19 protein-coding genes are annotated in these 22,086 nt (G+C 64.9%); 14 read left to right on the top strand and 5 right to left on the bottom strand.

Going from position 1 to position 22,086, the window contains the following annotated elements; translation table 11 throughout:
• The first annotated feature begins 4 nt into the window (after positions 1-4).
• Together cobT and CH275_RS14925 are read left to right on the top strand one after the other, a co-directional pair.
• Entirely contained in the window at positions 5-1,114 is a 1,110-nt protein-coding gene (gene cobT, locus CH275_RS14930; RefSeq protein WP_373453715.1) for a nicotinate-nucleotide--dimethylbenzimidazole phosphoribosyltransferase, read from the top strand.
• Positions 1,115-1,116: 2 nt separating this feature from the next.
• Positions 1,117-1,878 (top strand): adenosylcobinamide-GDP ribazoletransferase, encoded by a 762-nt coding sequence (locus CH275_RS14925; RefSeq protein ID WP_094679088.1) that lies wholly within the window; start codon positions 1,117-1,119, stop codon positions 1,876-1,878.
• On the opposite strand, the gene CH275_RS14920 is transcribed toward CH275_RS14925, so the two are convergent.
• Together CH275_RS14920 and gcvT are read right to left on the bottom strand one after the other, a co-directional pair.
• On the bottom strand, positions 1,875-2,978 hold the full coding sequence (locus CH275_RS14920; protein ID WP_094679087.1) for a branched-chain amino acid aminotransferase: 1,104 nt from the start codon (positions 2,976-2,978) through the stop codon (positions 1,875-1,877). The two genes, CH275_RS14925 and CH275_RS14920, sit on opposite strands and share 4 nt — an antisense overlap.
• Before the next feature lie 40 nt (positions 2,979-3,018).
• The gene (gene gcvT, locus CH275_RS14915) at positions 3,019-4,119 is read right to left on the bottom strand and encodes a glycine cleavage system aminomethyltransferase GcvT (RefSeq protein ID WP_094679289.1); all 1,101 of its coding nucleotides are present in this window, start codon (positions 4,117-4,119) and stop codon (positions 3,019-3,021) included.
• Between the two features lie 129 nt (positions 4,120-4,248).
• Here gcvT and CH275_RS14910 point away from each other — a divergent pair, with 129 nt between their 5' ends.
• On the top strand, positions 4,249-5,772 hold the full coding sequence (locus CH275_RS14910) for a leucyl aminopeptidase (protein WP_094679086.1): 1,524 nt from the start codon (positions 4,249-4,251) through the stop codon (positions 5,770-5,772).
• A gap of 43 nt (positions 5,773-5,815) precedes the next feature.
• Here the strand turns inward: CH275_RS14910 and CH275_RS14905 are convergent, their stop codons facing one another.
• Positions 5,816-6,157: an oxidoreductase gene (locus tag CH275_RS14905; RefSeq protein ID WP_094679085.1), complete on the bottom strand. Its 342-nt coding sequence runs from the start codon at positions 6,155-6,157 to the stop codon at positions 5,816-5,818.
• Positions 6,158-6,536: 379 nt separating this feature from the next.
• Here CH275_RS14905 and sucB point away from each other — a divergent pair, with 379 nt between their 5' ends.
• The 5 genes from sucB (at position 6,537) to CH275_RS14880 (ending at position 11,994) form a co-directional block, all read left to right on the top strand.
• A complete protein-coding gene (gene sucB, locus CH275_RS14900; RefSeq protein WP_094679084.1) occupies positions 6,537-8,312 on the top strand; it encodes a 2-oxoglutarate dehydrogenase, E2 component, dihydrolipoamide succinyltransferase in 1,776 nt (591 codons plus the stop codon).
• A 149-nt stretch (positions 8,313-8,461) separates the two neighbouring features.
• Positions 8,462-9,352 carry a TIGR01777 family oxidoreductase gene (locus CH275_RS14895; RefSeq protein ID WP_094679083.1) on the top strand — a complete coding sequence of 297 codons (891 nt, stop codon included), beginning with the start codon at positions 8,462-8,464 and terminating at the stop codon, positions 9,350-9,352.
• Between the two features lie 21 nt (positions 9,353-9,373).
• Positions 9,374-10,153 (top strand): lipoyl(octanoyl) transferase LipB, encoded by a 780-nt coding sequence (gene lipB, locus CH275_RS14890; protein ID WP_094679082.1) that lies wholly within the window; start codon positions 9,374-9,376, stop codon positions 10,151-10,153.
• A 10-nt stretch (positions 10,154-10,163) separates the two neighbouring features.
• A complete protein-coding gene (gene lipA, locus CH275_RS14885; RefSeq protein WP_179276153.1) occupies positions 10,164-11,177 on the top strand; it encodes a lipoyl synthase in 1,014 nt (337 codons plus the stop codon).
• Between the two features lie 61 nt (positions 11,178-11,238).
• Positions 11,239-11,994 carry a DUF4191 domain-containing protein gene (locus tag CH275_RS14880; RefSeq protein WP_094679080.1) on the top strand — a complete coding sequence of 252 codons (756 nt, stop codon included), beginning with the start codon at positions 11,239-11,241 and terminating at the stop codon, positions 11,992-11,994.
• A 38-nt stretch (positions 11,995-12,032) separates the two neighbouring features.
• Here CH275_RS14880 and CH275_RS14875 read toward each other — a convergent pair whose 3' ends face one another.
• Complete coding sequence (locus CH275_RS14875; protein WP_094679079.1) at positions 12,033-12,497, bottom strand: RDD family protein; 465 nt, start codon at positions 12,495-12,497, stop codon at positions 12,033-12,035.
• Positions 12,498-12,664: 167 nt separating this feature from the next.
• On the opposite strand from CH275_RS14875, the gene glnA reads away from it, so the two are divergent.
• The 6 genes from glnA (at position 12,665) to CH275_RS14845 (ending at position 18,940) form a co-directional block, all read left to right on the top strand.
• On the top strand, positions 12,665-14,101 hold the full coding sequence (gene glnA / locus CH275_RS14870) for a type I glutamate--ammonia ligase (RefSeq protein ID WP_032368128.1): 1,437 nt from the start codon (positions 12,665-12,667) through the stop codon (positions 14,099-14,101).
• Between the two features lie 188 nt (positions 14,102-14,289).
• The gene (locus CH275_RS14865; RefSeq protein WP_094679078.1) at positions 14,290-14,940 is read left to right on the top strand and encodes an ABC transporter permease; all 651 of its coding nucleotides are present in this window, start codon (positions 14,290-14,292) and stop codon (positions 14,938-14,940) included.
• Positions 14,933-16,132, top strand: a complete 1,200-nt coding sequence (locus tag CH275_RS14860; protein WP_094679077.1) for an ABC transporter ATP-binding protein — start codon at positions 14,933-14,935, stop codon at positions 16,130-16,132. Before CH275_RS14865 ends, CH275_RS14860 begins: the two co-directional genes overlap by 8 nt.
• Before the next feature lie 50 nt (positions 16,133-16,182).
• Complete coding sequence (locus CH275_RS14855) at positions 16,183-16,938, top strand: ABC transporter permease (RefSeq protein ID WP_094679288.1); 756 nt, start codon at positions 16,183-16,185, stop codon at positions 16,936-16,938.
• Positions 16,938-17,921: a glycine betaine ABC transporter substrate-binding protein gene (locus CH275_RS14850; RefSeq protein ID WP_094679076.1), complete on the top strand. Its 984-nt coding sequence runs from the start codon at positions 16,938-16,940 to the stop codon at positions 17,919-17,921. Before CH275_RS14855 ends, CH275_RS14850 begins: the two co-directional genes overlap by 1 nt.
• A 35-nt stretch (positions 17,922-17,956) precedes the next feature.
• Positions 17,957-18,940, top strand: a complete 984-nt coding sequence (locus CH275_RS14845; RefSeq protein WP_094679075.1) for a glycine betaine ABC transporter substrate-binding protein — start codon at positions 17,957-17,959, stop codon at positions 18,938-18,940.
• 12 nt (positions 18,941-18,952) lie between these two features.
• Here CH275_RS14845 and CH275_RS14840 read toward each other — a convergent pair whose 3' ends face one another.
• Entirely contained in the window at positions 18,953-22,000 is a 3,048-nt protein-coding gene (locus CH275_RS14840) for a bifunctional [glutamine synthetase] adenylyltransferase/[glutamine synthetase]-adenylyl-L-tyrosine phosphorylase (RefSeq protein WP_094679074.1), read from the bottom strand.
• Positions 22,001-22,086 lie beyond the last annotated feature (86 nt).

Genomic DNA, 22,086 nt, shown 5'->3' with positions numbered 1-22,086 from the left:
CACTATTCCGGAGGACGACTCGGCGTCGTCGGCGTTTCGTCCGGTGACCGCTCCGTCCGACTCGGCGCGGGCGGCGGCCGAGGACCGGCAACGTGAGTTGACCAAGCCCGCAGGCAGTCTCGGCCGACTCGAGACTCTCGGGGAATGGATCGCGTCCTGCCAGGACAGCTGCCCGCCTCGATCTCTCGATCGAGTCCGTGTCGTCGTCTTCGCCAGCGACCACGGCATCGCAGCGCACGGAGTCTCTGCCTACCCGCCCGAGGTGACGGCGCAGATGGTCGAGAACATCCGCGCCGGCGGTGCAGCGGTCAACGTGCTCGCCGACATCGCCGGTGCGACGGTGCGCGTGGTCGACATCGCCGTCGACGCCGAGACCGATCCTTCGGTGTCCGCATTCAAGGTTCGACGCTCCAGCGGATCGATCGATCGCGAGGATGCGTTGAGCGAGGACGAGGTTCGCGCCGCCGTCGCTGCCGGGGCCGCCATTGCCGACGAGGAAGTCGACGGCGGTGCCGATCTTCTCATCGCGGGCGATATGGGTATCGGAAACACCACTCCTGCAACGGTATTGATCGCCACGCTCACCGACACCGAACCGGTTGCCGCCGTCGGGCGCGGCACCGGAATCGACGACGCCGGATGGATCAGGAAGACCGCGGCAATCCGGGACGCGATGCGTCGAGCACGACCGGTTGCAAAGAACCCCACCGATCTCCTGCGGGTGGCGGGCGGTGCCGACATCGCGGCGCTGGCCGGATTTCTCGCGCAGGCCGCACATCGGCGAACCCCGGTGATCCTCGACGGACTCGTGGTGACCGCGGCCGCGCTCGTGGCAGAGGACGGCGCGGCCGGGGCACGGGACTGGTGGGTTGCCGGGCACCGCTCGGCCGAACCTTCTCACTCACATGCGTTGCGGCACTTACGTCTCGAGCCACTGGTGGAGCTGGACATGCGGCTCGGCGAGGGCTCGGGTGCGCTCGCGGCACTACCCCTGGTTCGTGCGGGTGTCGCCACGTTGAATTCCATGGCCACCTTCGCCGACTCAGGGGTCAGCACCGGCGACAGCGAAACTCGTAGCGGCACGGAAGCCCACAGCAACACCGAAGACCGCTGACCGTGAGCAGGCGAGCCGAAGCACTGGTGCTCGCGTTCTCGTGGCTGACGGTACTTCCCGTGCGCGGTCCCACCGATGTGGATCGGCATTCCGCCGGCCGGGCCATGGCGTTCGCTCCGCTCGTCGGTCTCGTCCTCGGCGGAGTCTGGGCTGCCCTCCTGTGGGCGTCGATCACGGCGGGACTGTCGCCACTGCTCGGCGGCCTGCTCGCAGTCGCTGCCGCCGCGCTGCTGACCCGGGGTATGCATCTCGACGGCTTGGCCGACACCGCCGACGGGCTCGGTTGCTACGGTCCGCCCGAGCGGGCTCGGGAAGTCATGAAATCCGGTAGTGCAGGCCCGTTCGGAGTTGCGGCCATCGCGCTCGTCCTTGCGATTCAGGCCGCGACCCTGGGCCAGCTCGCCGAGCAGCGGCTGTGGTGGGCCATCGTGGCCGTGCCGGTGATCGGCCGCGTGTCGGTGGTGCTCGCCTGTCGCCGGGGAACGGACGCGTCGTCCCCCACCGGCTTCGGTGCGCTCGTTGCCGGCACCCAGTCGAATGTGACTGCAACTCTGTGGGTCGTTGCAGCAGTGGCGATCTCGGTGTTCGCACGGGCCGATCGCCCCTGGCAGGGACCGGTCGTCGTCATCGTCGTCCTGGCACTGACGACCGTGGTCACCCGCCACTGTGTCCGACGCTTCGGCGGGCTCTCCGGCGACGTTCTCGGGGCCGGCATCGAGACCACCACTGCGCTGGCCGCGATCGGCCTGCTGATAGCGAGTTAGCGGAGCTTGGTCATCCAGCCGTGCGTATCGGCGAAGGTGCCGCGCTGAATGCCGGTGAGAGTGTCGCGCAATGCGAGCGTGATCTCGCCCGGCTCCCCGCCTGCGATGTCGAACGTTCCCTCGGTGGACTTGACGCTGCCCACCGGAGTGATGACAGCGGCTGTGCCACAGGCGAACACCTCGGTGATCTCACCCGAGTCGGCACCCTTACGCCATTCCTCGGTGGAGATCCGGCGCTCCTCCACCGGAATGCCCGCGTCGGTCGCCAGAGCCAGCAGGGAGTCTCGGGTGATGCCGGGAAGGAGTGATCCGGAGAGCGACGGTGTCACCAGTCGCGCATCCGAGCCCGAGCCGAAAACGAAGAACAGGTTCATCCCGCCCATCTCCTCGACGTAGCGGCGCTCGATGGCGTCGAGCCACACCACCTGATCGCATCCTTCGTCGCTGGCCTGCGCCTGCGCGAGGAGTGACGCGGCATAGTTGCCGGCGAATTTGGCGTCGCCGGTTCCGCCCGGTGCCGCGCGGACGTACTCGGTGGACAGCCAGACGCTCACCGGTTTGACTCCCCTGGGGAAGTACGCACCTGCGGGCGAGGCGATCAACATGTAGCGGTAGGAGTCGGCGGGGCGCACACCCAACCCGGCCTCGGTGGAGAACATGTAGGGCCGGATGTACAGCGCGTCTTCGCCGCCTGCGGCGGGAACCCACTCGTGGTCGAATTCGAGCAGCTTCTCGATCGATCCGATGAACAGCTCGTCCGACAGTTCCGGCATGGCCAGTCTGCGAGCCGAGGACCGGAACCGCTCGGCGTTGGACTGCACCCGGAACGTCGAGAGGTCACCATTGGGCTGACGGTAGATCTTGAGGCCCTCGAAGATGGCCTGGCCGTAATGCAGCACCATCGCCGCCGGGTCGAGCTCGATCGGGCCGTACGGAGCAATTGTCGCGTCGTGCCAGCCACGGTCTCGGGTGTAATCGATGTACACCATGTGGTCGGTGAAGTGCTTTCCGAATCCGGGTGCGGCAAGCACCGCGTCGCGCTCCGCGATTGTGGCGGGCGAGGGATGCTGCACGTACGTGAATTCGGAAACACCTGTCATGCTCGAGATCCTATCGTGGAGGTCACGCTCGCTCTCGCGGTCACCTGGTCTTCGCGGCGACGAACGGCGGCGCGACCACTTCGCAGCGCAACGCTCGACCACGAACGTCGACCTCGACCTCAGTGCCGACGGCCGGAGCTGCCTCGGCGTCGAGCAGGGCCAGGGCGATACCCACCTTGAGCGACGGCGAGAAAGTTCCGGACGTCGTCGTCCCGATGTCCTGACCCGCCACCCGCACGGTGAGACCGGGGCGGAGTACGCCGCGGTCGAGAGCCTTGAGCCCGCGCAGTGTTCGCGCAGGCCCATCGGCCTTCTCCGCCGTCAAGGCGTCCTTGCCCCAGAACGCATCCTTCTTCCAGCCGATCGCCCAACCGCACCGAGCTTGCAGGGGCGAAATGTCCAGTGACAGTTCGTGTCCGTGCAGCGGGTATCCCATCTCGGTGCGCAGAGTGTCGCGTGCTCCGAGCCCGCACACCTGTCCCCCACGAGACCGCACCGCTGTCAGCAGCGCGCGAAAGAGCGGTTCCACCTCGCCTGCCGGGGGAACCAGTTCGTATCCGTGCTCGCCGGTGTAACCGGTTCGGCACACCCGCACTGCCACCGAATTCCAGGTCGCGTCCTCGAACGCCATGTAGTCCATGTCGGTCGGCAGACCCAGTTCCTGCAGCACCTCCGCCGCTTTCGGCCCCTGCACGGCCAGCACTCCGAACTCGCGATGCTGGTTCACCACCGAGACACCGTCGGGTGCCTGCGCTGCCATCGCTGCCACGACGGCGGCCGTGTTGGCTGCGTTCGGCACGAGGAACACGTCGTCGTCGGATACGTAGTACGCGATCAGGTCGTCCACCACACCACCGGAGTCGGTGCAGCACAGGGTGTATTGCGCCTTGCCCGGTTCGATCCGCCCCAGGTCGTTGGTCAACACCGAGTTCACGAACGCGGCTGCTCCGGGTCCGGTCACCGACGCTTTGCCCAGGTGGCCGACGTCGAACAGGCCGACGGTTTCCCGCACCGCCGTGTGCTCGACGACCACACCGGCGTACGACACCGGCATGGTCCAACCGCCGAAAGGTGCGAATGTCGCACCCAATTCGGTGTGTACGGCGTGCAGCGGTCCTTCGATCAGGTCGGTGTCGGTCATGGCGGTCACGCTAGCTCACATCCGGGCTCGTTCGGGCCCGTCGGACCGACTGCGTCCCTGGATCGTCGGTGCGCTCGGTCGTCATTAGGATCGAGTTACCTACACGTCAACCCCTACAGGAGCAGCCACGTGCCTTCCCCTTCGACGCTATCCCGCACTCTCGGACCCGACCTGGTCCTCGCGGGCAAGCTCGGTAAGAAAGTCGACGTTCTCGTCGTCGCGCTGAGTACGAGTGACGACGGCCTCGAACTCGCCATCACCGACGACATTTCCGACGACGCCATCGCCGCAGCGCTACTCGACGCCCTCGAAGCCGTCGGAGCCACCGGCAAGGCCGACGAGTTGGTACGCATTCCGGCACCGTCCGGCCTGTCCGTGGACAGCGTGTTGGCCGTCGGCCTCGGCAGTGCAGCCGACATCGACAGCGAGCGCATCCGCCAGTCGGCCGGAACTGCGGCTCGCGCACTGAAGGGCGTGGATACGGCGGCGACGACGTTGTCGGCACTCGATCTCGGCGCGGCCGCGGAGGGGTTCTTCCTCGGCGCGTATCAGTTCACCGAATTCAAGTCCGCGCTGTCGGCACCGAAGGCCGACGGTCTTCCCCTCGCCCGCGTCGAGTTGCTCGTACCCGACACTCGGTCCAAGGAGGCCAAGAGCGAGCTGGCTCGATCGGTCGCCATTGCCGAATCCGTCGCTGTCGCCCGTGATTTCGTCAACACTCCACCGAGCCACCTCTACCCGGAGGAGTTCGCCGCGCGGGCCAAGACCCTGGGTACCGCGGCCGGCTTGAAGGTCGAGATCCTCGACGACAAGGCCCTGGAGAAGGATGGCTACGGCGGCATTCACGGCGTCGGCAAGGGTTCTTCGCGGTTGCCGCGGCTGGTTCGCCTGACACACTCGGGCGGCAAGCGGGGCGCGAAGAAGGTCGCACTGGTGGGTAAGGGAATCACGTTCGACACCGGCGGCATCTCCATCAAACCCGCTGCGGGAATGGAGAACATGACCTCGGACATGGGCGGTGCGGCCGCTGTCATCGCCACGGTGATCCTGGCCGCCAAGGTCGGTCTGCCACTCGATGTCATCGCGACGGTGCCGATGGCGGAGAACATGCCGTCGGGCACCGCCCAGCGTCCGGGCGATGTGCTGACCCAGTACGGCGGCATCACCGTCGAGGTCATCAACACCGACGCCGAAGGACGCCTGGTGCTCGCCGACGCGATCGTGCGTGCCTGCGAGGACGATCCGGACTACCTCATCGACACCGCAACGCTCACCGGAGCTCAGGTCGTAGCGCTCGGCAACAGAACGCCGGGCGTGATGGGTACCGACAGCTTCCGCGACCGGGTTGCCGAGATCTCCCAGGCGATCGGCGAGAACGGATGGGCCATGCCCCTGCCGAAGGAAATTCGGCGTGAACTCGACTCCAAGGTGGCCGATCTGGCGAACGTCACCAACGGCCGGGCGGGCGGAATGCTGGCAGCAGCTCTGTTCCTGAAGGAGTTCGTCGCCGACGGCGTCGAATGGGCCCACATCGATGTCGCGGGCCCGGCTTACAACACCGGCGGCCCGTTCGGGTACACCGGCAAGGGCGGTACGGGAGTTCCCGTGCGGACGATGTTCGCGGTTCTCGAAGACATCGTGGAGAACGGCTGATCGCGGAAGTCCGTGCGCGCGGGTCGGCGCGCACGGACTTCGCTCACAGATCGCGCTGCTGCTGTTCGCGCTTCTTGATGACCTTCTGTCGGGCGTCGTGATCGCGCATACGCTGGGGGTAGCCGGTCTTGCGCACGTCGTACACCGGGATCTTCAGGTCGGGTCCGATCTTTCGTGCATATTTTTCATCCAGCGGCCGCCGGGTCCATTCGCCGTCGTTCGCGACCAGTACGACGGTCAGCGGTGTCACTGTCGTCTTCGGCTCGACGTAGGCCTCCACACCGATTCGCGCGGCGGTCCAATCGGCCAGGTACTGGGCGACCGACCCTTCGGGGCCACGTTTCGCGGCCCCGCCGCTTCGTTTGAGTCGATCGAACAATCCCACGAGAACATCCTTTTCGTACGGCCTACGGATCGCCGGCACGGAAGCCGGAAATGTTGTTACCCGCCAGTTTGCCAGGCGTGTTGTGCGCCCTAGGGGAACGGCGGGGCGACAACAATGGAAGGATGACACTAGAGGGTTCAGCTCTCTTGATAGTGAACCGAGGCTCGTGAAGTGAGTAAGTGAGTTGCCGAGAGGGAGTGTCGACGTGGGCGCTGGATCGAGCCGAACATGCTCGGTGAGTGTCGATCGCACCGGTGCCTCCGTCGAATCGAATCACGCAACTCTCGTCCATGAACCCTGTTCCGCCAGCACAATGGTCTGCGACCACAAGTCGTAAGAACTACATCACCCGCATACAACTGTCGAGGAGTCAACAGACATGGCCTTCTCCGTCCAGATGCCAGCTCTCGGTGAGAGTGTCACCGAGGGAACTGTCACGAGGTGGCTCAAACAAGAAGGCGACACCGTCGAGGTCGACGAGCCATTGCTCGAAGTCTCCACGGACAAGGTCGATACCGAGATCCCGTCGCCTGCTGCCGGTGTTCTCACCAAGATCGTCGCTCAGGAAGACGACACCGTCGAAATCGGTGGTGAGCTCGCTCAGATCGGTGACGCAGGCGAGGCCCCCTCGTCCGACGCACCGGCCGAGGATGCCGCTCCCGCCGAGGAGTCGGCACCCGAGGAAGCTGCCGAGGAGCCCACTCCCGCAGCCGAGCCCGAGCCGCAGGCCGAGGAGGAAGCACCCGCAGCGAGTGCATCGTCCGACTCGTCCGGATCCGGTACGCCGGTGACGATGCCCGAGTTGGGAGAGTCCGTCACCGAGGGCACCGTGACCCGCTGGCTCAAGGCAGTCGGCGACGAGGTTGCAGTCGACGAGCCGCTGCTCGAGGTCTCCACCGACAAGGTCGACACCGAGATTCCTTCTCCGGTCGCCGGTACTCTGCTCGAGATCTCCGCCGAGGAAGACGACACGGTCGCCGTCGGTGGCCAGCTCGCCGTCATCGGATCCGGATCGCCGGCCGAGAAGGCCCCCGAGCCCGAGGCCACCCCGGAGCCCGAGGCCCCCAAGGCCGAGGAGCCGAAGAGGGAAGAGCCGAAGAAGGAAGAGCCCAAGCAGGAGGCTCCGAAGGCCGAGCCGAAGCCCGAGCCCAAGCAGGAGGCTCCCAAGGCCGCTCCCGCCAAGGAGTCGGCACCGTCGGGTGATTCCAGCCCGTACGTCACTCCCCTGGTGCGCAAGCTGGCGTCGGACAACGACGTCGACCTGTCGACCGTCAAGGGCACCGGTGTCGGTGGACGCATCCGCAAGCAGGATGTGCTCGCCGCAGCCGAGGCAAAGAAGGCTCCGGCCGCTCCGGCTGCTGCCGCTGCGCCTGCCGCCGCATCGAAGCCTGCTGCGCCGGCAACCGCCGGTGTTCGCCCCGAGCTCGCGCATCTGCGTGGCACCACGCAGAAGATCAACCGCATCCGTCAGATCACCGCGAAGAAGACGCGTGAGTCGCTGCAGACCTCCGCGCAGCTGACGCAGACCTTCGAGGTGGACGTCACCAAGATCGCCGGACTGCGGACGAAGGCCAAGGCGAAGTTCGCCGAGAACGAGGGCGTCAATCTGACGTACCTGCCGTTCTTCGCGAAGGCGGTCGTGGAGGCTCTCAAGGCGCACCCCAACGTCAACGCGAGCATCAACGAGGATGCCAAGGAGATCACCTACCACGCCGATGTCCACCTCGGCATTGCCGTGGACACCGAGCAGGGTCTGCTCTCCCCCGTCATCCACAATGCCGGTGACCTGTCGCTGGCCGGGCTGGCTCGGGCGATCAACGACATCGCGACCCGCGCACGCTCGGGTGGGCTGAAGCCGGACGAGCTGTCCGGTGGCACGTTCACCATCACCAACATCGGCAGCCAGGGCGCGCTGTTCGACACCCCGATCCTGGTTCCGCCGCAGGCGGCAATGCTGGGCACGGGTGCGATCGTCAAGCGTCCGGTCGTCGTCAAGGACGACTCGGGCAACGAATCCATCGGTGTCCGCTCGATGTGCTACCTGCCGCTCACCTACGACCACCGGTTGGTGGACGGAGCCGACGCGGGACGCTTCCTCACGACGATCAAGCAGCGTCTCGAAGTGGCGTCGTTCGAGGCCGATCTCGGCCTGTAGGCAACCGGCGAATCGCGCCTCTCACGTATTCTCGTGAGAGCGCGAAACATTCGCATCGGAGTCTCGACAAGAGGGGCACGAACCGTGCATCCGGGGCATCATTCGTTCGCGAATGATGCCCCGTTTGCGTCAAGGAGGCTTTCGTTCACATGCGCGTAGTCATTGCAGGTTCATCGGGATTGATCGGCACAGCTCTGGTCGCAGCACTGCGCGGTCGTAGCCACGACGTCACCCGGCTCGTCCGGAGATCGCCTGCGGGACCGGACGAGTCACAGTGGGATCCGTCGCGCGGAAGCATCGACGCTTCCGCGCTCGACGGAGCCGACGCGATCGTCAACCTCTGCGGCGTCGGTATCGGTGACAAGAGATGGTCCGGGGCCTACAAACAGCTGGTCCGGGACAGTCGCATCGCTCCTACCGAGGTGCTCGCCGGGGCTGCCGCCGACGCCGGTGTGCCCACTCTGATCAACGCGAGCGGCGTCAACTTCTACGGTGACACCGGTGATCGGGTGGTCGACGAGACTGCCCCCGTCGGCGAGGGCTTTCTGGCCGAAGTCTGTCGCGATTGGGAGAACGCCACGTCTGCGGCGTCCGAAGCGGGTGTCCGCACGATCATGCTGCGCAGTGGCGTCGTGTTGTCACAGCGCGGCGGAATGTTGGGCAAGCTTCGCCCGCTGTACCTGTTCGCCCTCGGCGGGCGGCTCGGCAGTGGACGCCAGTACTTCCCCTGGATCTCCCTGGAGGACGAGATCGGTGCCATCGTGCACGGCATCGAGAACGACTCCCTCAGTGGACCGGTCAACATGGTCGGCCCGACACCGGTGACCAACGCGCAGTTCAACAGCGCAATGTCGCGCGCGGTGCACCGCCCAGCGCCGTGGGTTGTCCCCGGCTTCGCCCTCAAGGCAGTGATCGGCGAGTTCGCCGAGGAAGCCATTCTCACCGGTCCGCGTGCCATTCCCAAGGCGCTGGAGGACGCGGGTTACACGTTCGAGCACAACACCGTGGGAGAGGCACTGCGAGTAGCTGTGGGCAGCTGACGCGGCGTACCGTTCCCAATCATGAGTGACGCGAACTCTCCGTCGGTCCGAGTGTCGGCACGCGCGAGCAGCGACCCTGTCGAGGTGCGCGAGTTGGGCACCGTCGAGTACACCGAAGCGTGGGCTCTGCAGCGCGACCTTGCGGGTGCCCGGGCCGACGGCGTCGGCTCCGACACACTGCTGCTGCTCGAACATCCGTCCGTCTACACGGCGGGGCGACGCACTGCCGAGGAGGACATGCCGCGGGACGGCACTCCCGTCGTCGAGGTGGACCGCGGCGGCAAGATCACCTGGCACGGTCCGGGCCAATTGGTCGGGTATCCCATCGTGAAGCTGGCGCAGCCCATCGACGTCGTGAAGTACGTGCGCCGTATCGAGGAAGCGCTGATCTCCGTCGTGTCCGACTACGGCATCGTGTGCGGACGTGTCGACGGTCGATCCGGAGTGTGGTTGGCAGCCGAGATGCGCGACGGTACGTGGCTTCCCGAACGCAAGATCGCCGCCATCGGAGTTCGTGTGCAACGTGGGGTCACGCTGCACGGTTTCTCGCTGAACTGCAATGCCGCCATGACCGGCTTCGACGCGATCGTCCCGTGCGGTATCGCCGACGCCGGGGTGACATCACTGTCCCTCGAGCTGGGGCGAGACGTCACGATCGGCGACGTCACCGCTGCGGTCACCGCCGCGGTGCTGGCAGCACTGGACGGGGAGATGCCGGTCCAGGAGCATGAGATCGCGCATCCCGTGATGACCGGTGCATCGATCAACCCGCAGTTCACCACGGTTCGGTTCGGCGCGTAGCATCGTCTCTGTGACTGTGGCCCCAGAAGGACGCAAGCTGCTCCGCCTCGAGATCCGAAATGCGGAGACCCCCATCGAACGCAAACCGAACTGGATCAAGACCAAAGCCAAGATGGGCCCGGAATACACCGAGCTCAAGGGTCTTGTGAAGCGTGAGGGTCTGCATACGGTGTGCGAGGAAGCCGGCTGCCCCAATATCTACGAATGCTGGGAAGATCGCGAAGCGACCTTCCTCATCGGCGGTGAGCAATGCACCCGCCGGTGCGATTTCTGTCAGATCGACACCGGCAAGCCGGACGATCTCGACCGAGACGAGCCGCGCCGTGTGGCGGAGTCCGTGCAGGCCATGGGTCTGCGCTACTCCACGATCACCGGCGTTGCCCGTGACGATCTCGAGGACGGCGGTGCGTGGCTCTACGCCGAGACGGTTCGGTACATCAAGAAGCTGAACCCGAACACCGGCGTCGAGCTGCTGATCCCCGACTTCAATGCCAAGCCGGATCAGCTGGCGGAGGTCTTCTCCTCGCGTCCTGAGGTACTTGCCCACAACGTCGAGACGGTGCCGCGCATCTTCAAGCGGATCCGTCCTGCCTTCCGCTACCAGCGGTCGATGGACGTCATCACCGCCGCCCGCGACGACGGACTGGTCACCAAGTCCAATCTGATCCTCGGCATGGGTGAGACTCCCGAAGAGGTGCAGGAAGCCATCCGCGACCTGCACGAGGCCGGTTGCGACATCCTGACCATCACCCAGTATCTGCGCCCGTCGCCTCGCCACCACCCGGTCGAGCGGTGGGTCAAGCCGGAGGAGTTCGTCGATCACTCCGATTACGCCACCGAGGTCGGCTTCGCCGGCGTCCTGGCGGGGCCGTTGGTCCGCTCGTCGTACCGCGCTGGGCGCCTCTACGCGCAGGCAATGGCGCACCACGGCCGTGAACTGCCGGAGAGCATGAGCCACCTGACCGATGGCGGCGAAGCCTCTCAGGAGGCCAGTTCGTTGATGGCCCGTCTGGCCGCTCGCTGATACTCGTTCTCGAGCCGGAGCGGTGCACGTGAGCGTCGGCACAGGACGTATCCTGTGAGTTATGGCGAACGGCAGTAAGGCTGGCAAAGCAGCAAAGCCCAGCAAGGAAGCAAAAGCGGCCGCGAAGGCGGCCCGTAAGAAGGCATCGAAGGAACGGCGCAGTCAGCTGTGGCAGGCGTTCCAGATGCAGCGCAAGGACGACAAGGCGCTCCTTCCGCTGATGATCGGGGCGGTGGTCGGGCTCGGGCTCGTCGGCTTCCTGATCGGACTCGCCTTCGGTTTCCAGTGGTTCCTGCTGCCCATCGGCTTGCTGCTCGGCGTTCTCGTCGCCTTCATCATCTTCGGTCGTCGGGTACAGAAGTCGGTGTACAAGAAGGCCGACGGCCAAGCCGGCGCAGCGGCCTGGGCTCTGGACAACCTGCAGGGTTCGTGGCGCGTGACCAACGCGATCGCCGGTACAACTCACCTCGACGCGGTGCATCGAGTGATCGGTAAGCCCGGCGTGATCCTCGTTGCCGAGGGCGCGCCGCAGCGCGTGAAGACACTGTTGGCGCAGGAGAAGAAGAAGACCGCCCGCCTGGTGGGCGACACCCCGATCTACGACATCATCGTCGGCAACGAAGAAAACCAGATTCCGCTCTCGGGTCTGCAGAAATATCTGTCGAAGTTGCCCAAGAACATCGACGGCAAGCGCATGGACACCATCGAGTCCCGGCTGTCGGCTCTGGGCACGAAGGGCGGCCCGGCGATGCCGAAGGGTCCCATTCCCGGCGGTGCCAAGATGAAGGGCGTTCAGCGGACCATGAAGCGCCGCTAGCCCTCTTCACTCGGCGAACAGCCCTGGTGTGCGACCCGTCAGCGGGTCCGCAGCAGGGCTGTTCCTGTTGCGCGGTCGTGCATTCCGCGGCCGTCCATGTCGGTGACGACAGCGGGGACGACGAACAACAGAATCAACTGCCGCACCAACGCGCGGACGAAACCGACCCGCGCGTGCGCGTCGATGCGACCCACCTGGATGCCTGCGATGAACTGCCCCGGAGTGAACGAGAACAACGAGACCGTCGCCAGTCCGACGACGAACCACACCGCAAGCACGATCGTCGAGATCAGCCCACTCGTGGTGTAGCCGCCGAGAATCAGCGACGCCACCCCGGTGGCCATCGTCCAATCCAGTAGCAGCGCCATGACTCGGCGTCCGGTGCCTGCCAGTGCTCCGACGCCCTGCTGGGGTAGCCCCAGCTCTTCCCCGCGAAAGTTCTGTGGTTGTCGTGGGTTCGCCGCTGCCGGTCCCGACAACCAGGACCCTGTCATCCGTGCCATGATTTCCAGGATAGGCGCGGCTGGGCACACGAAAGAACACGCGGACGTACTGTTGCTCGTGCCACTCGTGAACCAGGACGCGTAACACGGGCGAAACACGAGCTTGACGGGCGGGCAACACCAAGTCCATACCGTCAGTTCGACGGACTCAACAAAGGAGCAAAAGCGTGGCGTTTTCCACGGCCCAAGAGGTCATCAAGTTCATCGCAGATGAAGGAATCGAATACGTCGACATCCGATTCACGGATCTGCCGGGTGCGCAGCAGCACTTCTCGATCGCCGCCAAGGCGTTCACGGCGGATACCCTGGAAGACGGTCTCGCGTTCGACGGCTCGTCCGTCCGCGGCTTCCAGTCCATCCACGAGTCCGACATGATCTTGCTTCCGGACTACGCCACCGCTCAGGTCGATCCGTTCCGCAACGCCAAGACGCTGAACATCGACTTCTTCGTCCACGATCCGTTCACGCGTGAGGCGTACAGCCGCGATCCGCGCAACGTCGCTCGCAAGGCCGAGGAGTACTTGGCCAGCACCGGCATCGCCGACACCGCGTACTTCGGTGCCGAGGCCGAGTTCTACATCTTCGATTCCGTCCGCTTCGACTCGCAGGCCAACGGCGCGTTCTACGAGGTCGATTCGTCCTCGGGTTGGTGGAACACCGGAGCCGAGACCGAGGCCGACGGCAGCCCGAACCTCGGCTACAAGGTTCGCTTCAAGGGTGGCTACTTCCCCGTCGCTCCGTACGACCACTACGTGGACCTGCGCGACCAGATCTCCACCAACCTGCAGAACGCGGGCTTCGAGCTCGAGCGCGCCCACCACGAGGTCGGCACCGGCGGTCAGCAGGAGATCAACTACAAGTTCAACACGCTGCTCCGCGCGGCCGATGATCTGCAGCTGTTCAAGTACATCGTCAAGAACACCGCATGGCAGAACGGCAAGTCGGCAACCTTCATGCCGAAGCCGCTCTTCGGCGACAACGGCTCGGGCATGCACGTGCACCAGTCGCTGTGGAAGGACGGAAAGCCCCTCTTCCACGACGAGGCCGGATACGCCGGACTGTCGGATCTCGCCCGCCACTACATCGGCGGCATCCTGCATCACGCACCGTCGCTGTTGGCGTTCACCAACCCGACGATCAACTCGTACCACCGTCTGGTGCCGGGCTACGAAGCCCCCATCAACTTGGTCTACAGCCAGCGCAACCGCTCCGCTGCGGTTCGTATCCCGATCACCGGCAACAACCCGAAGGCCAAGCGCCTCGAGTTCCGCGCGCCGGACTCCTCGGGTAACCCGTACCTGAACTTCGCTGCTCAGATGATGGCGGGCCTGGACGGAATCAAGAACAAGATCGAGCCGATGGCTCCGGTCGACAAGGATCTCTACGAGTTGCCGCCCGAGGAGGCCAAGAACATTCCTCAGGCACCGACCTCGCTGAACGCGGTCATCGACCGTCTCGAGGCCGACCACGACTACCTCACCGAGGGTGGCGTGTTCACGACCGACCTGATCGAGACCTGGATCTCGCTCAAGCGTGAGCAGGAAATCGCTCCGGTGAACCTGCGTCCGCACCCGTACGAGTTCTCGCTGTACTACGACGTGTGAGTCGATAAATTCCAGTCCGAAAACGCCCGGCCGAATCTTTTCGGCCGGGCGTTTTTGCGTTCTCGATTGTTTCCGATCAGCAACTCTTTGCGGCAATCCGCAAAGAGTTCGGACCGGTCGGCGTTTGATAAGTGGTACGCGGGGTAAAGATATCTATCCGCTACCGGCGAACAGAGGACGACAACTGCATGGATGCACTGTGGGATTTTATCGTCGGACGGCGAAGGCAGTTGGCAATCGACTCCTACCTGCACGTGTCGGCCGTCATCCAATGCGTGATCATCGCTACCGTCATCGGCGTCACCATCGGCGTGCTCGTCTATCGCAGTCCGGCCGGCTCCGCTATCGCGACGGCCCTGGCGAGCACCGTCCTGACGATTCCGTCGTTTGCTCTGTTGGGTCTGCTGATTCCCATATTGGGGCTGGGTGTTCGACCGACAGTGACCGCTCTGGTCCTGTACTCACTGCTCCCGATCATCCGAAACACGGTGGTCGGCCTGGATGCGGTCAATCCGGCGGTAACCGATGCCGCCCGCGGAATCGGAATGAGCCGCATCCTTGTGTTGCGGCGCATCGAAATTCCACTTGCGTGGCCCTCGATTCTGACCGGGATGCGAGTCAGTACACAGCTGGCCATGGGCATCCTGGCCATCGCTGCGTACGCCAAAGGCCCTGGCCTGGGCAATCTTCTGTTCTCCGGGCTCGCACGGGTCGGCAGCCCCACCGCCGTTCCACAGGCACTGACCGGCACCATCCTCATCGTCCTGCTGGCGTTGATCCTCGATGGGATCTACGTCGTGATCGGCAAACTGACCACCTCGAGGGGTATCCGTGAGTGAGAAAACGACCGTATCCGGTGCAGAAATCGTGCTGGAGAACGTGACCAAGAGTTACTCGGGCCAGAAGGACGCCGCCGTCGACAACGTGTCGATGACGATACCGGCCGGCGAAGTGGTCGTTCTGGTCGGACCGTCGGGCTGCGGCAAGACGACGACCATGCGAATGATCAACCGATTGATCGAACCGACGTCGGGCCGAATCACCATCGGCGGCAAGGACGCATTGTCGATCAACCCGAACGAGCTCCGCCGCACCATCGGATACTCCATCCAGCAAGCAGGGCTGTTCCCGCACATGACCATTGCCGAGAACGTCGGCATGGTTCCAGGGCTGATCGGCTGGAAGAAGAAGAGGATCTCGGATCGCACGGACGAAATGCTCGATCTCGTCGGTCTCGATCCAGCGTTGTACCGCGAACGCTACCCACGCCAGCTGTCCGGAGGTCAGCAGCAACGTGTCGGTGTCGCGCGTGCCCTGGCCGCCGATCCGCCGGTTCTGTTGATGGACGAGCCTTTCGGTGCCGTCGACCCCATCACTCGCGGTTTGCTTCAGGACGAATTGATGCGTCTGCAGGCCGAACTGGGTAAGACAATCGTGTTCGTCACGCACGATTTCGACGAAGCCGTCAAGCTCGGTGATCGAATCGCCGTGCTGGGCAATCAGTCCCGTATCCTGCAGTTCGATACCCCCGAAGCGGTGCTGGCCAACCCAGCCGACGAGACGGTCGCCGGATTCGTGGGTGCCGGTGCAGCTCTCAAGCAACTGACACTGATGAGAGTGCGCGATATCGAGTTGTCCGATGTTCCGGTCATGGGCGAAGACCAGCCGGTCGAGTCGATGAACGCGGCTCTCGGAAACGACCCGGAGGCATGGGGAATCATTCTCGATGCGCGTAAACGGCCCATTCGTTGGACCGATCGCCGTCATCTCGCCGGAGTCGGCAGCCTGCGCGACGTCGGTGTTCCGATGGGCGAAATGGTCTCGACGCAGTCGACGCTGCAGGACGCACTCGAAGCACTTCTCGCCGAGGGCAACGCGACCGCCACAGTCACCGGTCAGCGCGGCGAATACGCCGGCACGATCACCATCGAGCAACTGATCGACACCATCAAGACCATCCGTTCGCAGCATGCCCACGACCACGACGAGGACACCTCAGCGGAAGACGTGACTGCAGGGAGTCCGTCGTGACGACCGCTGCGGATTCCTCGGTCGTCGATGCAGCCGGGGACGACAGCGGCGTGCAGGCGGCGAAGCAGGCCGCAAAGCGAGCGGAACGTGTTCGGCTACTGGTGCAACCGGCCCTCATCGCGATAGTGGTTGTCGCGCTTCTCGGCTATACGTTCACCCGCGATCTGACTGCTACACAAGCGGAGACGTTGAACGCTGCCACGCTGTTCCAGGCGTTGAAAGAGCACGTCTTGATCACGATCGTCGTCACGGCGCTCGTGCTGGCCATCGCCGTTCCACTGGGAATCCTGTTGACCCGCAACGGCTACCGAAGATTGGCACCGATCTTCATCGGTATCGCCAACATCGGTCAGGCCGCTCCGGCGGTCGGCCTGTTGGTGTTGCTGTTCCTCGCGACCGGCAAGACCGGTTTCTGGATCGGCGTACTGCCCATCGCTTTCTACTCGCTGCTTCCCGTTCTCCGAAACACGATGCTCGGCTTCCAGCAGGTCGATCCGAGCTACATCGATGCGGCACGCGGACAGGGCATGTCGAGTAGCGGCATCCTCTGGCGTATCGAGTTTCCACTCGCAGTGCCGTACATGTTGGCCGGTCTACGCACGTCGCTGGTGCTCGCGGTCGGTACGGCCACATTGAGCTTCCTCGTGGGAGCGGGCGGTCTCGGAGTTCTGATCGATACCGGGTACAAGCTCTACCAGCCACTGATCCTCGTCGTCGGAGGCGTTCTCGCCGTAGCCCTCGCGTTGTTCGTGGACTGGCTCGGGGCACTCGCCGAGGCCTATCTCGGACCGAAAGGACTCCGCTGATGCGGCGCTCGAGACAACAATTCCTCGCTCTGTGTGCGATCAGCACGATCGCACTGGCAGGTTGCGGTTTGCAATCGGGCAGCGCCGTGCCGCTGTCGGTCGAGCCCGGCAGCATCGAAGTGATGCCGGGTCTCGAGGGCGCGGAATTGACCGTCGGCTCCAAGGACTTCACCGAACAGATCGTGTTGGGCTACATCCTCGAATTCGCGTTGTCGGCTGCAGGTGCCGATGTTCGCGACCTGACGAACATTTCGGGATCGAACAGTACTCGCCAAGCCATGGTCTCCGGGCAGGTCGATCTCACCTACGAGTACACCGGGACCGGCTGGATCAACTACCTCGGCAACGAAAGTCCCATCACGGACGCCACCGAGCAGTTCGATGCGATCCGCGATGCCGATGTCGCCAATGGACTGACGTGGGTCAATCCCGCGCCGATGGACAACACGTATGCCCTGGCGATGAACCAGGCAACTGCCGACCAGACCGGAGTGAAGACTCTGTCGGACTACGCAGCTCTCGTGGCGCGCGATCCGGCCGCGTCTGCGTTGTGCGTGGAGACCGAGTTCAATTCACGCCAGGACGGATTTCCCGGCCTGGCGGCAGCGTACGGTTTCGACCCCAATGCCGTTCCCCGTCAGATTCTGCAGACCGGAATCATCTATCAGGCGACGGCCGAGGGTTCGCAGTGCAAGTTCGGTGAGGTGTTCACCACCGACGGCCGAATCAAGGGTCTGAATCTCGTCGTTGTCGAGGACGACAAGAGCTTCTTTCCCCGGTACAACGCCACCGTCGTGATCCGCTCGTCGATCGCCGAGCAGTATCCAGAAATTGCCGAGGTGACGGCACCGATTTCGGCAAAGCTGACCAACGACGAGATCACCGAATTGAACAAACAGGTCGACGTCGACGGACGCGAACCGGCTGACGTCGCGCGCGACTGGATGGTCAAGGAAGGTTTCGTCACCGCAGGCGCGGATTAGCCGTTTCTTCCATCGGACCGTGAGGACTGAAGCTGATGCGGCACACGACACGAGGGTTGATTGCCCTGTGCGCTGTCATGACGACGGCTGTGGCGAGTTGCGGTCTGCAGTCGGGCAGTGCAGTGCCGCTGTCCGTGGAACCCGGCAGTATCCAACCTGTACCGGGTCTCGAGGGCGCGAAATTGATCGTCGGCTCGAAGGAATTCACCGAGCAGGTGATCCTGGGTTACATACTCGAATTCGGGCTGGTGGCGGCCGGAGCGGACGTCCGAGACCTCACCAACATTTCGGGGTCCAACAGCACCCGCCAAGCCATGGTCTCCGGCCAGGTGGACGTCACCTACGAATACACGGGTACGGCGTGGATCAACTTCCTGGGAAACGAAACCGCCATCCCGGACGCCACCGGGCAGTTCGAAGCCTTGCGCGACCAGGACGCGGCCAACGGTCTCACCTGGGTCAACCCTGCACCGATGGACAACACGTACGCACTCGCGATGAATCGGGCGACGGCAGACGCGACCGGCATCGAGACGCTCTCGGACTACGCCGCGCTCGCCCAGACCGATCCGGCCGCAGCACAGACCTGCGTGGAGACCGAATTCAATTCACGACAGGACGGGTTCCCGGGTATGGCCGCTGCCTACGGCTTCGACCCCAACGTGGTTCCGCGGCAGGTATTGCAGGGCGGCATCATCTACCAAGCAACGGCCGACGGTTCGCAGTGCACATTCGGTGAGGTGTTCACCACCGACGGCCGTATCAAAGGTCTGAACCTGGTCGTGATTCAAGATGACAAGAGCTTCTTTCCCCGCTACAACGCCACGGTCGTGATTCGCACGCCCATTGCCGAGCAATACCCGGAGATCGCCGAGGTCACCGCTCCGATCTCCGCGGCGTTGACCAACGATGAGATCACCGAGCTCAACCGGCAGGTGGACATCGACGGACGCGAGCCCGCGGATGTCGCGCGCGACTGGATGGTGAAGCAGGGATTCGTCACCGTCGACGGTGATTAGAGGGAGACGGGACTAGCTCCCGCCGAAGGTCCTCTCCACCACTGCCTTTGCCCGACGCGTGACGCGCAGGTAGTTGTCGAGGAACGCCCCGGCGTCGCCGTTCTCCCAGCCCGCGACCTGCGCGACGGCCGACAGCACGGCCCCCGGTGCCGGTAGCTGATCGGTCGGTTTGCCGCGCACCAGGACCAGCGCATTGCGGGCCTTGGTCGCCAGGATCCACGCCTCACGCAGCAGTTCGACGTCGGTCTCGCTCATGAGCTCGGCCGCGCCGATCGCGTCGAGCGACTGCAGGGTCGAGGTGTTGTGCAGCGAGAGAACCTTGTGCGCGTATCGGAGCTGAATGAGCTGGACGGTCCACTCGATGTCGGCCAGCCCCCCGCGCCCGAGCTTGGTGTGCGTGGCGGGGTCGGCTCCCTTGGGTAGACGCTCGGAGTCGATACGCGCCTTGATGCGTCTGATCTCGCGGACGGCGTCGGCGGACACCCCACCTTCGGGGTAACGCACCTTGTCGGCCATCAGCAGGAAGCGGATGCCGAGATCCTGGTCGCCGGCCACCTGGTGCGCCCGCAGCAGAGCCTGGACTTCCCAGGCCTGCGCCCACTGCGAGTAGTACGCGGCGTACGACGCGAGGGTGCGCACCACCGGGCCGTTGCGGCCTTCCGGCCGCAGGCCGGTGTCGACCTCGAGGGGTGGGTCGGTGCTGGGCGCGCCGAGCAGCTTGCGGATGCGGTCGGCAATGGTGTTGGCCCACTTGACCGCAACGGTCTCGTCGATACCCTCTACGGGTTCGCAGACGAACAGTACGTCGGCGTCGCTGCCGTAGCCGAGTTCGCCGCCGCCGAGGCGCCCCATGCCGATGACGGCCAGGGTGGCCGGTGCCGGTTCACCGCGCTCGATCTCGCTGGCTCTGATGGCAGCGGCCAGAGCGGCATTGATGACGGCGGCCCAGACCGAGGACAGCGCCCGGCACACCTGAGGCACATCCAGCATGCCGAGGATGTCCGCCGAGGCCACGCGGGCCAGTTCGTGACGCCGGAGCGCCCGAGCCGCGTTGATCGCCCGCACCGGATCCTCGTACCGAGCCGAGGACGACAGGATGGCGCGGTACGTCTCCTCCGGCTCGACATCGAGCAGGCGAGGACCGGTAGGTCCGTCGGCGAACAGCCGGATGACCTCGGGAGCTTTGATCAGCAGGTCCGGCACGTACGCCGAGGAGCCGAGCACGATCATCAGCCGCTGCGCCACCGCGCCCTCGTCGCGCAGCACCCGTAGGAACCAGGTCTGCTCCCCCGCCGACTCCGAGAGTCGTCGGTAATTGAGCAGTCCTGCATCGGGGTCGGGGGTATCGGCGAGCCACTCGAGCAGGGTCGGTAGTAGTACGGCCTGAATCTGGCCGCGTCGAGTGCCCGAGCCGACGAGTGCGCGGAGGTGGCCCAAGGCGTTCTGCGGGGTCTGGTATCCGAGCGCGGCGAGCTGACGCGTCGCGGCATCCGGAGTCAATCGCACTGTCTCCGAGTCGAACTTGACCACCGAGTCCAGCAGGGGTCGGTAGAAGAGCTTGGCGTGCAATCGCCTGATGCGCTGCGCGTTGCGTTTGATCTCGGCGTTGAGTACACCGAGCGCGTCGCGATTGCCGTCCGGTCGCATGTGCGCGGAGCGCGCCAGCCACCGCAGAGCTTCCTCGTCGTCCTGCGGAGGCAGGGTGTGCGTGCGTCGCATCCTCTGCATCTGCAGGCGGTGCTCGATCAGCCGCAGGAATTCGTAGGATGCCGTCAGATTCGCAGCGTCGTCGCGACCGACGTAGCCGCCCTCGGTGAGTGCGGTCAACGCGTCGGTCGTGCCGAGTACGCGCAGCGACTCGTCGGTTCGACCGTGCACCAGTTGCAGGAGCTGGACGGCGAATTCGACGTCGCGCAGACTGCCGCGTCCGAGCTTGATCTCACGCTCGCGCAGGTCCGGCGGCACCATCTCTTCGACTCGACGGCGCATCGCGCGCACTTCGGGCACGAAGTCCTCGCGCTGGCTGGCCAGCCACACCATCGGGTTGACCGCATCGACGTAGTCGTTGCCGAGTGCGATGTCACCGGTCATCGGTCGCGCTTTGAGCAGCGCCTGGAACTCCCAGGTCTTGGCCCACCGCTTGTAGTACGCCACATGCGAATCCAAGGTGCGGACCAGCTCGCCGCGCTTGCCCTCGGGGCGCAGGGCGGCATCCACCTCGAAGAAGGCCGAGGATCCGATGCGCATCATCTCACCGGCGATGCGGCTCGCCTGCGAGTCTGCCGGCTCGGCGACGAACACCACATCGACGTCGGAGACGTAATTGAGTTCGCGCGCACCACATTTGCCCATTGCGACCACGGCCAGGCGCGTCGGGCACGGCGCATCGGGGCACACGGTGGCGACGGCGACGGCGAGTGCCGCAGTGAGCGCCGCGTCGGCCATGTCGGAGAGTTGCGATCCGACCACCGTGTACGGCAGGACGGGCTCGTTCTCGACGGTCGCGGCGAGGTCGTACGCGGCCAACACCATGATCTGGTCGCGATACTTCTTGCGCAGAGCGATCACGGCGGGCGGTCCGGTGATCGACGCCCGGTACAGATCGGGGGCGGCATGAGGTCCGGTCTCGGGCTCCGCCCCGACCACCTCGAGAAGCTCCGCGACCAGTGTCGCCTTGCTGGGGAGTTCGATCTTCGCCGAGACCCCAGTGCCCTGACCTTCCTTGGTCAGCAGCAGACGCCAGGTGCTGTCGTCGGCCACGAGGTGATCGGCGAGCGCACTCGATGCGCCGACGAGCCCGAGGATGCGCCCCCGGAATCCCTTGTCCGTGCGCAGCGCCCTGTCGAACTCGGACCACCCGGCACCGAGCAGCTCGTACAAGCGCACCAGGGTGCGGAGCGCAAGGTCGGCATTGGGCGCTCGGGACAGCGACCAGAGCAGCTCCAGGCTGTCCTCATCGGTCCAACCGAGAGTGCGCAGATCGGACGGCGCGCTTTCTTCGACCAAGCCGAGTCGGCCCGGTCCGGGAACGACGGATCTGGAAGTCGGAGGACGCACCATCTACAGTCCACCTCGGCGTGCCACAGTTTTACCCCGTCGTCAGTAATGCGACGCGAGGGTGCCCGCGCCGGCATCGGAACTACCAT

The organism is Rhodococcus sp. 06-235-1A (assembly GCF_002258785.1).
Taxonomy (GTDB): domain Bacteria; phylum Actinomycetota; class Actinomycetes; order Mycobacteriales; family Mycobacteriaceae; genus Rhodococcoides.
This window is presented reverse-complemented; position numbering and strand designations above follow the sequence as displayed.